This is a genomic window from Dactylosporangium maewongense, from assembly GCF_039531485.1.
In the GTDB taxonomy this organism is placed as follows: Bacteria; Actinomycetota; Actinomycetes; order Mycobacteriales; family Micromonosporaceae; genus Dactylosporangium; species Dactylosporangium maewongense.
The window spans coordinates 1-8,699 of sequence record NZ_BAAAQD010000075.1 but is presented as its reverse complement, the minus strand read 5'-3'; the positions used below and the strand labels follow the sequence as shown (position 1 = coordinate 8,699).

The following is an 8,699-nucleotide window of genomic DNA, read 5'->3' as shown; positions in this document are numbered from 1 at the left end:
GAGCGTCGCCACGCCCGCCGCGCCCACGGCCCAGTGCCGGGCGGCGGCCCGCCGGGCGGTCGCCAGCGCGGTCCGGGCGACCGGCGGCGGCGCGGCCGTGGCCAGCATCCCGTCGCAGATGTCCTTCACGTCGTTCATCCGTCTCCTCCAGGTACCTGCCGCAACGACTGCCGCTCGCCGAGCGTCTCCCGCAGAGCGGCGAGGCCCCGGGAGGTCTGGCTCTTCACCGTGCCGGTCGAGCAGCCGAGGATCTCCGCGACCTGCTCCACCGACAGGTCCGCCCAGAACCGCAGCACGAGCACCGCTCGGTGCCGCTTCGACAGCCGCATGAGCCCCTGCTCGAGCTGGAACCGCTCGGCGGAGGTGACCGCCTCGGGCGCCATCCCGTCCAGCGCCGGGCTCTCCGGGTCCGTGGCCAGCTCCCGCCGCCACGGCCGCCGCCGCTCGTCCAGGAACGCGCGCAGCAGCACCCGCCGCGCGTACTGGTCGAGCACGTCGTGCCGCTGGACGCGATGCCACACGCGGTACAGCTTGGTGAACGTGATCTGGGTCAGGTCCTCCGCGAGGTGCCAGTCACCGCACAGCAGGAACGCCGTGTGGTGCAGCATCGCGCCGCGCGCCGCGTAGTAGGCGACGAAGTCCTCGTCCACCCCGCGCCGCTCGCCCAGCCACCGCAACCTCATCCTCCCGGCCGCCTTCCTCCTCGGTCTTCATAGACACGAGCGGACCGGCGTCCCGGGTTCCCTCTCCGGCAGATGGTCCCGAGATCGTGTGAAGCTACACCTTGAACTGTGCGACGACCGCGCGCAGTTCCTGTGACATCTCCGCGAGCTCGTTGGCGGCGCGGGAGTTGTCGGCCGCGCCGCGCATGGTCCGCTCGGTCGCCGTGGCCACGGTGGAGATGTTGCGTGCGATGATCATGCTGCCCTGTGCCGCGGCCATGACGTTGCGGTTCATCTCGTCGGTCGTCGCGGTCTGCTCCTCGACGGCGGTGGCGACGGTCATCTGATAACTGTTGATCCGCTCGATGATCGCGCCGATCTGGCTGATCGCCGCGACGGCGCTCTGCGTGTCGGACTGGATCGCCTGCACCTGCCGTGCGATGTCGTCGGTCGCCCGGGCGGTCTCCTGCGCCAGGTCCTTGACCTCGCCGGCGACCACGGCGAAGCCCTTGCCGGACTCGCCGGCGCGGGCGGCTTCGATCGTCGCGTTGAGGGCCAGCAGGTTCGTCTGTTCCGCGATGGCCGTGATGGTCTTGATGACGTTGCCGATCTGTACCGACGACTCGCCGAGCTTGGTGACGATGCCGGTGGTGGTGGTGGCGACGTGCACGGCCTCCGCGGCGACCGCGACGCCCTCGGAGGCGCTGCGGGAGATCTCCTCGATCGAGGTCCGCATCTGGTGCGAACCGTCGGCGAGGGTCTGGATGTTGCTGGACACGTCGCCGGCGGCACCGGAGACGGCGGCGGCCTCACGGGACGCCTCGGTCGCGCCGACGGAGATCTCCGAGGAGTTCGCCGCCATGTGGTCGCCGCTGGTGGCCAGCCGCTGGGCGCTGCCGAGCAGGGTGTGGATGGCCTCGCGGATGTGGCGGGTGCCGGTGTTGAGGGCGTGCGCCGTGTCGCCGACCTCGTCGCGGAACCTGACCGGTGCCCGCTGGGTGAGGTCGCCCTCGGCCATCGCGAGCGCCACCGCGCGCATCTCCCGCAGCGGCCGCACGATCTGGCGGATGACCAGGTACGCGACGAGCGCCGCGACGAGCAACCCGGCGACCAGCGCGGCGATGAGGGCCCGGAGCGCGGAGGAGTAGGTCTCGTGCGCCTGCTCGACCATCTGCCGGGCGGTGTTCTGCTCGTAGCCGGCCAGTTCGACGATGATGTCCTGCGCCTGCTCGGTCATCTGGTTGGCGTGCATGCCGATGGTCTGCACGACCGGGTCGGTCGGTGCCACCGCCGCCAGCTGGCCGAGCACCGTCTGGAACTCCGTCCAGTTCGTGCGGAACTGCTCGGTGAGCCGGCGCTGCTGGGCGTCCGGGTCCGGGACGCCGGCGTAGGCCTCGAAGGCGGCGTTCACCGCGCCGATCGACTCCTGGAAACCGGCCTGTGCCTGCTTGACGACGGCGGGGTCGGTCGCCTGGTTGCGGGCCAGGGCGTTCAGCAGCATCTGGCTGAACGCCTTCTGGACGTCCGACAGGTGGGTCAGGCGGGCGATGTTGTGGTCGCTGAGCGCGCTCACGTTGCCGCGCAGGTTCCCCAGCTGCACCACTGCCGTCAGGGCGACCGTCACCGCCGTCAGGACCGAGAACGCCACGAGGAACCCGATCTTGACTGCCACACCCCGGTTGCCGAACCAGCCACCCCGGCCGGTCGTGGCATCGTCGCCGCCGGCAACGCCGTTCGCCATGTCTGACGCTCCCTCGCGTGTTTGCCCTTCCGTTCGTCATCAGCGGCGCCGGATGTAGGACTTTTGGTCGGAGGGCCACCACAGCCAGGTGGCGGTCCAGGTGTCGCCGCTGTCTGGCCCATCCACCGGCGGGCCGGATCCCGGCAGGTCCGCCGCCGGCCGTCAGCCCCGCCGGTCGTGCCCGGTCCGGACGGAAGGCCGGCGCACCGGGGCCGGTGCGAACAGGTCCACCAGGTCGTCGAGGACGCCGAAGCGGTCGAGGCGGCCGTCGGGCTGGACGAGGACCTGTTCGCCGCGCAGCTGTGGGTCGACGACGAGCCGATGACGATGGTGTGGAGCCTGCCGACGCCGTGAACGAACGCGGACGTGCTCCGCGCCACGCAAGGAGGCGGCGCCACGTGTGGACGCCCGGGCGCGGCGCAACAACCCGGCCTCAGCAGACGTGCTCGGTGGCGGCCAGGATCTGGTCGGTCACGGCGTCGGGGTGGGAGATCAGCGTCAGGTGTGACCCGCCCGGCACCGTGCGGATGTGTGCCTTGGCCCGGTGCGCCATCGACTCCTGCGACGCCGGCGTGATGATCTTGTCGGCGCCCCCGATGACGTACCACGAGGGGATGCTCTCCCACGCGGCTGCCTTCGACGGGGTGGAGAACGCGGCGGTCGCGGCCGAGCGCTGGCTCGCCCACAGCACGTCGGCCTGGCCGGGCGCGAGGTCCGGCCCGAACGAGTGCACGAACACCGGCTGCTTCAGGTACAGGTCCGTGCCCACCTTGTCGAACAGCACGGTTGCGTTCTGGTTCAACGCCGAACCGGACCCGCTCAGCCCGCCGGTCGTCTCCCCGCGGGCCGGCGCGGCGGCGTCGACGTAGACCAGCGCCTTCACGTTGGTGTTGCCGGCCGCCGCGTTGGTGATGACCGCGCCGCCGTAGGAGTGCCCGACCAGCACCACCGGCCCGTGCACCGACTTGAGAAATTCGGAGACGGACGCCGCGTCACCGGTCAGCCCGCGCAGCGGGTTGGCGATCGCCCGCGCCGTGTAGCCCTTGCCTTGCAGGCGGGAGACCTCCCCGCTCCAGCTTGACGTGCCCGCCCACGCGCCGTGCACCAGCACGATCGTCGGTTTCCCGCCGCACCCCGCCGGCGCCGCGGGGGCCGCGGAGGCGGTGAGCGAGGTTCCCAGCAGCCCGAGGACGATCGCCGAGGCTGCGCCACCAATCGCCTTCATCCGTCGGAACTACCCCGGCCGCCGGCCTTGATGTCCGCGTCGGCGATGCAGAACGTCCGGGCTATTCATCGGGTGGCTGCGCCGTTCGGCACACACGTCGCTGGACTCCGGCGGTGTAGCAGGCGGCTGCGGCGGCACGATGGGGGCATGGAGGAATATCGGGAGATCGTGTCGGACATTCTCACGACGGCCGGCGGAGCAGAGGCGTGGATCGAGATGAACCTCTCCGGATACCTCACTGAGCGCTGCACCGGATGCGGGGCGGACGAGGACGCGGATGGGATCGCGCCCGCGCTGCAGTGGCTGACCGATCACGCCGCCACCTGCACCACCCGCCTCTAGGCACGGCGCCGTCATCCACGCCTCGGGTTGCCCGGTGACGATCCAGCTGCGCGCCCGCGGCAACATTTCGGGAAAGACCGAGGCTGGGACCGGCTGTCGCCCCGCGGGCTCGGCCGTCGGGCCGGGCCCGGGTTCCCTCGTCAGATAGGCCGGACGGCACAGGCCAGCGCCTGCGGTGAGGCAGCCCGGCATGATCGAGCCGGATCACCGCTTACCGGATTTCGGAGATCCCGCCGGTGGAGGTCAGCCGCGGCGGTCCTGGCCGGGCCGTACGGAAGGGCGGGCCGGGGGCGGCGTGAACAGGTCCACCAGGTCGTCCAGGCGGATCACCAGCAGGCCGCAGACGGCGCCCGTCGTCAGGGCCACCGCCGTGCCGGCCAGGTCGAGCGGCTGGGTCCGTGTCATGGCGATGCCGAGCGCCGCGGTGCCGGTCGCCGCCAGCAGGAGTCCGTTGCGGACCAGGTGACGGGCGCTCAGCGGGCGTTCGGCGGCGCCGAAGCAGGCGCAGCGGGCGCCGGTGCCGCGGCGCACGGCGAGCGCCACGCCGGTGGTGAACACGGCCAGCAGGGCGCCGGTCAGGGCGAGCACCGTCATCGCGAGGGGCCACGCGGGCGGCCACCCGCCGGTCACGGCCACCGCCGCCGCGCCGAGCCCCAGCACCAGGCCGGCCTCGGCCGCCGTGGCCGCCATCGCCACGCCGGTCACGTGGCCGGACGGGACGAGCGGCACGGGGCGCAGGGACTCCGCGAACGCCTGCTGGGCGGCGCGGCTGCGCAGCTTGCTCCAGGCGGAGGCGGCGAACACGCAGCACAGCGCCGCCAGCAGTCCCAACGACAGGTATGACATCGTCACCTTCAAACGGTCAGCCGGCCACGCCGGTCAGGGTGGTGAGCCGGGCGCGCACCTGCTCCGCGTCGGCGTCGCCGAGGTCGGCGAGGATCTGGCCGGCGACCCGCCAGGCGGCCCGCGCGGCGTCCGGGCGGCCGGACGCCAGGTGGGTGTCGCCGAGGTGGGTGAGCACCTTGGTCTCGCTGAACCGGTCGCCGAACCGGCGGCACAGCGCCAGCGCCCGTTCGTAGCACTCCAGCGCGCGGGCGTACTCGCCCTGATGGTGGTGCACGTACCCGATGCTGTCCAGGGTGGCCGCCTGGCCGCTGCGGTCATCCAGCTCGTCCTGGATGGCCAGGGCGCGCCGGCAGTGGGTCAGGCTGTCCGCCCACTCGCGCTGCCTGGCGTGCACCCAGCCGACCAGGTTCAGCGCCCGGCCGCGGCCCAGGCGGTGCCCGGCCTCGGTGTAGAGCCGCAGCGCGGACGCGCTGTGCGAGCGCATCAGCGGCCACTCGCCCCTCGACTCGGCGAGGCGGGCGAGCGCGAAGTGCACGCCCGCGCGGCCCGCGGTGTCGCCGAGCCGCTCGTATCCGTCCAGCGCCGCCCGGTACGCCGCCTCGGCCTCGCCGTACCGCCGCAGGTGCGCGTGGGCGCAACCGAGGAACCGCTGCGCCCAGGCGCGTTCGCGGTGCTCGCCGAGCCGCTCGGTCGCCTCGATCGCGAGCCGCCCGACCGCGATGAGGTCCTGCCACCGTCCCTGGTTGTGCAGCAGCCCGGCGAGCACCCGGGCCAGCTGCCACGCGCGCCGGGTGAACCCGGCCTCGGCGGCCAGCGTCGCCGCGGCCAGCATCGCCTGCCGGTGCTCGGTGAACCAGGCCAGCGCCCGCCGCTCGCAGGTGCACGGCTCGACCAGCACCCCGGCCGGCGGCGGGTCCGCGACCAGGCGGATCCAGTGCGGCTCCAGCCGTAGCGCCGCGGCCTGCCCGCAGTACACGTAGTGGTCGAGCAGCCGGCCCACCGCGGCGGCCCGCTCCGTGTCGGAGTCGCAGCGGCCGGTCAGTTCCGCCGCGTAGGTGCGCAGCAGGTCGTGCATGGCGTACCGGCCGGGGCTGTGCTCGGTGAGCAGGTGCGCGCGGGTCAGGTCGGCCAGCAGGGACCTGGTCCGCTCGGCCGGCAGCCCGGCCAGGCTGGCGGCCGCCGCGGCGCTGATGTCCGGGCCCGGGTGCAGCGCGAGCAGCCGGAACAGCTGGGCGGCCGGCGGGTGCAGCGCCCGGTAGGACCAGGAGAACACGTTGCGCACGTCGGTGGCCGGATCCCCGGCGTCCAGCACGTCGAGGCGGTCGACCCGCAGCTCGTCGGCCCAGCGGGCGAGCGGGAAGTCCGGATGGGCGGCGGCCCGGCCGGCCATCACCCCCAGGGCCAGCGGCAGCCGCGCGCACCGCTCGGCGATCAGCTCGGCGGCGCCGGGCTCGGCGGCCACCCGGTCGGTGCCGAGCCGCCGCGCCAGGAACTGCCGGGCCTGCGCGGGCGAGAACAGGTCGACCGGCACCGGCCGGGCGCCCTCGGCCGCCACCAGCCCGGTGAGCTGGTCCCGGCTGGTCACCACGACCAGGCAGCCGGGCGTGCCGGGCAGCAACGGGCGCACCTGGGCGGCGTCGCGGGCATTGTCGAGCAGCATCAGCATCCGCCGGCCGGCGACGAGGGTGCGGTACAGCGCGATCGCGGCGGACGGCTCGGAGGGCACGGTCTCGGCCCGCACGCCGAGCGCGTCCAGGCACAGCCGCACCGCTTCGGCGCTGCCCATCGGGGCCGCGCCGGCGCCGAACCCGCGCAGGTCGAGGTAGACCTGCCCGTCGGGGAACCGGTCGCGGACCCGGTGCGCCCAGTGCACCGCGAGCGCGGTCTTGCCGACCCCGGCGGTGCCGGAGAGCACGAGCACGGCGGCCGGCTCGTCGAGGCGAGCCAGCTCCGGGTCGCGGGGCACGAACCCGGGCACGTCCGCCGGGAGCTGCGCGGGCGTCCGCCAGGTCGGCCGGGGCAGCCCGCCGTCTGGAGCGTCGTGCCGCAGGATCGCCCGGTACGCGTCCCGCACCTCCGGCGACGGGTCCGCGCCGAGCTCCTCGACGAGCCGGTAGCGCAGCTCGGCGTAGCAGTCCAGCGCGTCGACGGTCCGGCCGGTCACGTGCAGGGCCCGCATCAGGACGGCGGTGAGCGGCTCGACCAGCGGATACTCGCCGATCGCCTCGGTCAGCGGGCCGAGGACCGTGCCGGCGTTGCCGCAGCGCAGCTCCGCCTCGGCCCACTGCACCAGGGCGTCGACGTACTGGCGGCGCCACGCCCTGCGCATCCGCTCGGCCCAGCTCCCCGGCACCCCGGCGAGCGGCTCGCCGGTCCACAGGTTCAGCGCCCGGCGCAGCAGCGCCACCCCTTCGCCGTCCGGGCGGCCACGGGCCCGGTCGATGAGGTCGCGGAAGCGGTTCAGGTCGATCCGCTCGGGCGCGACGTCCAGCACGTAGCCGCCGGAGCGGCGGGGCAGCACGGGCGCGTCGCCGTCGGGCGCCAGCAGCCGGCGCAGCCGGGTGAGGTAGACCTGGAGGGTGCGCCGGGCACCGGACGGCGCCTCGTCCCACACCCGGTCGATGAGCAGCTCGGTGGTGACCGGGCGGCCGGCGTCGGCGGCCAGCACCGCCAGGACGTGCCGCTGCTGCGGCGGCCCGGCGTCCACCACGTGGTGGTCGAGCCGCAGTTCCACCGGACCGAGCAACCGAATCTCCATGCCACCGCCCCCGTTGGCAGCGCCCGGCGTCAATGCCTGACTCAGTGATGCCTATCTAACACTCGTGCTGGCCGGATGCCAACAATTCGTTAACGAATCGACTTCGGTCTCCGTCGCATGCTGTGGGCAGCCGGCCGAAGATCACAGGCCGGCGCCTCCACTCATCCGTACAACGGAAGGGAAGGTGCACATGCGTGCAGCCAAGAAGATGGTCGGCGCGGTAGCCGACCGGATCCTCGGCATGGTCGTGCCGCACACCGTGGCCCGGGCAGCGGACTGCGACTACGAGTGCTGCAGTGCGCGCAACAGTGGCCGGTACTGCTGCTACTACCCGAGCGGTTCCCACCACTGCGGCAGCTGCATCACGTACATCCCGTGCTGACCCTGCGGTGAGCCCGGCGGATCGCCGGTGTCCGCGGGCACCGGCGGTCTGCGGCCCGGTCCTTCCCACCCGTTCGCCGGTCGACCGGCAGATGCAAAGGCGGTTTCAATGCCCCTCCTCATAGTCGTCGTGGCGCTCGTCGGTGCCCTGTGCGTGCTGAACCTGTTGCTGTGCCTCGGGATGATCCGCCGGCTGCGCGAGCAGACGCAGCTGATCGACGCGGTGTACGAGTTCGTCGGCGGCGCACCAGCCGCAGGCCCCGCCGGATCCGACCCGGTGGCCGGTGACACCGTCGCCGACTTCCACGCCACCACCACCGACGGTGCGCCGGTCGGCCGGGACGACCTGGCGCCGGCGACCGTCGTGGCGTTCCTCGCCGCGGACTGCAAGGGCTGCCAGGCGCAGCTGCCCGACTTCCTCGCCTGGGCCCGCGGCCAGGACCGCCAGCGGGTCCTGGCCGTCGTGAACGCCCACGACAGCGACCCGGACGCCCTCATCGCGCAGCTCACGCCGGTGGCGCGGGTGGTCCTGGAAGGCGCGAGGCCGCCGGTCGCGCGCGCGTTCGGGGTGACCTCGTACCCCCGGTTCTGCGTGCTCGGCGCCGACGCGACGCTGTCCGCGGTCGTCGCGGCGGTGTCCCGGCTCCCGGTCGGCACCGCGGCGTGACCGCTGCAGCAGCCGACCCACGGCCCGGCCGGCGTGCCCTTGCCGGCGCCGCCGGCCGGGCCGCCGGCATGGTCTGG

At 73.7% G+C, this 8,699-nt stretch carries 9 protein-coding genes; 4 read left to right on the top strand and 5 right to left on the bottom strand.

Going from position 1 to position 8,699, the window contains the following annotated elements:
* Window positions 1–134 precede the first annotated feature (134 nt).
* Window positions 135–683: a SigE family RNA polymerase sigma factor gene (locus tag ABD332_RS59600; protein WP_344516001.1), complete on the bottom strand. Its 549-nt coding sequence runs from the start codon at window positions 681–683 to the stop codon at window positions 135–137.
* Between the two features lie 94 nt (window positions 684–777).
* Window positions 778–2,403, bottom strand: coding sequence for a methyl-accepting chemotaxis protein (locus tag ABD332_RS59595; RefSeq protein WP_344515999.1), 1,626 nt, complete (start codon window positions 2,401–2,403; stop codon window positions 778–780).
* Window positions 2,404–2,580: 177 nt separating this feature from the next.
* Here ABD332_RS59595 and ABD332_RS59590 point away from each other — a divergent pair, with 177 nt between their 5' ends.
* Window positions 2,581–2,757 (top strand): hypothetical protein, encoded by a 177-nt coding sequence (locus ABD332_RS59590; protein WP_344515997.1) that lies wholly within the window; start codon window positions 2,581–2,583, stop codon window positions 2,755–2,757.
* Between the two features lie 79 nt (window positions 2,758–2,836).
* Here ABD332_RS59590 and ABD332_RS59585 read toward each other — a convergent pair whose 3' ends face one another.
* Entirely contained in the window at window positions 2,837–3,628 is a 792-nt protein-coding gene (locus ABD332_RS59585) for an alpha/beta hydrolase (protein WP_344515995.1), read from the bottom strand.
* Between the two features lie 147 nt (window positions 3,629–3,775).
* On the opposite strand from ABD332_RS59585, the gene ABD332_RS59580 reads away from it, so the two are divergent.
* Entirely contained in the window at window positions 3,776–3,970 is a 195-nt protein-coding gene (locus tag ABD332_RS59580) for a hypothetical protein (protein ID WP_344515993.1), read from the top strand.
* A 243-nt stretch (window positions 3,971–4,213) separates the two neighbouring features.
* Here the strand turns inward: ABD332_RS59580 and ABD332_RS59575 are convergent, their stop codons facing one another.
* Window positions 4,214–4,816, bottom strand: a complete 603-nt coding sequence (locus ABD332_RS59575; protein WP_344516003.1) for a MauE/DoxX family redox-associated membrane protein — start codon at window positions 4,814–4,816, stop codon at window positions 4,214–4,216.
* A 16-nt stretch (window positions 4,817–4,832) separates the two neighbouring features.
* A complete protein-coding gene (locus ABD332_RS59570; protein ID WP_344515992.1) occupies window positions 4,833–7,574 on the bottom strand; it encodes an AfsR/SARP family transcriptional regulator in 2,742 nt (913 codons plus the stop codon).
* Window positions 7,575–7,764: 190 nt separating this feature from the next.
* Between ABD332_RS59570 and ABD332_RS59565 the strand changes: the two genes are divergently transcribed.
* Both ABD332_RS59565 and ABD332_RS59560 read left to right on the top strand, forming a co-directional pair.
* A complete protein-coding gene (locus tag ABD332_RS59565; RefSeq protein WP_344515990.1) occupies window positions 7,765–7,956 on the top strand; it encodes a hypothetical protein in 192 nt (63 codons plus the stop codon).
* Window positions 7,957–8,064: 108 nt separating this feature from the next.
* Window positions 8,065–8,622, top strand: a complete 558-nt coding sequence (locus tag ABD332_RS59560) for a thioredoxin domain-containing protein (RefSeq protein WP_344515988.1) — start codon at window positions 8,065–8,067, stop codon at window positions 8,620–8,622.
* The last annotated feature ends 77 nt before the right edge of the window (window positions 8,623–8,699 follow it).

What these genes read in the sequence shown, in the direction of transcription:
- ABD332_RS59600 (WP_344516001.1), bottom strand. Translation starts at nt 683, where the DNA reads ATGAGGTTGCGGTGGCTGGGCGAGCGGCGCGGGGTGGACGAGGACTTC.
- ABD332_RS59595 (WP_344515999.1), bottom strand. Translation starts at nt 2,403, where the DNA reads ATGGCGAACGGCGTTGCCGGCGGCGACGATGCCACGACCGGCCGGGGT.
- ABD332_RS59585 (WP_344515995.1), bottom strand. Translation starts at nt 3,628, where the DNA reads ATGAAGGCGATTGGTGGCGCAGCCTCGGCGATCGTCCTCGGGCTGCTG.
- ABD332_RS59580 (WP_344515993.1), top strand. Translation starts at nt 3,776, where the DNA reads ATGGAGGAATATCGGGAGATCGTGTCGGACATTCTCACGACGGCCGGC.
- ABD332_RS59575 (WP_344516003.1), bottom strand. Translation starts at nt 4,816, where the DNA reads ATGTCATACCTGTCGTTGGGACTGCTGGCGGCGCTGTGCTGCGTGTTC.
- ABD332_RS59570 (WP_344515992.1), bottom strand. Translation starts at nt 7,574, where the DNA reads ATGGAGATTCGGTTGCTCGGTCCGGTGGAACTGCGGCTCGACCACCAC.
- ABD332_RS59565 (WP_344515990.1), top strand. Translation starts at nt 7,765, where the DNA reads ATGCGTGCAGCCAAGAAGATGGTCGGCGCGGTAGCCGACCGGATCCTC.
- ABD332_RS59560 (WP_344515988.1), top strand. Translation starts at nt 8,065, where the DNA reads ATGCCCCTCCTCATAGTCGTCGTGGCGCTCGTCGGTGCCCTGTGCGTG.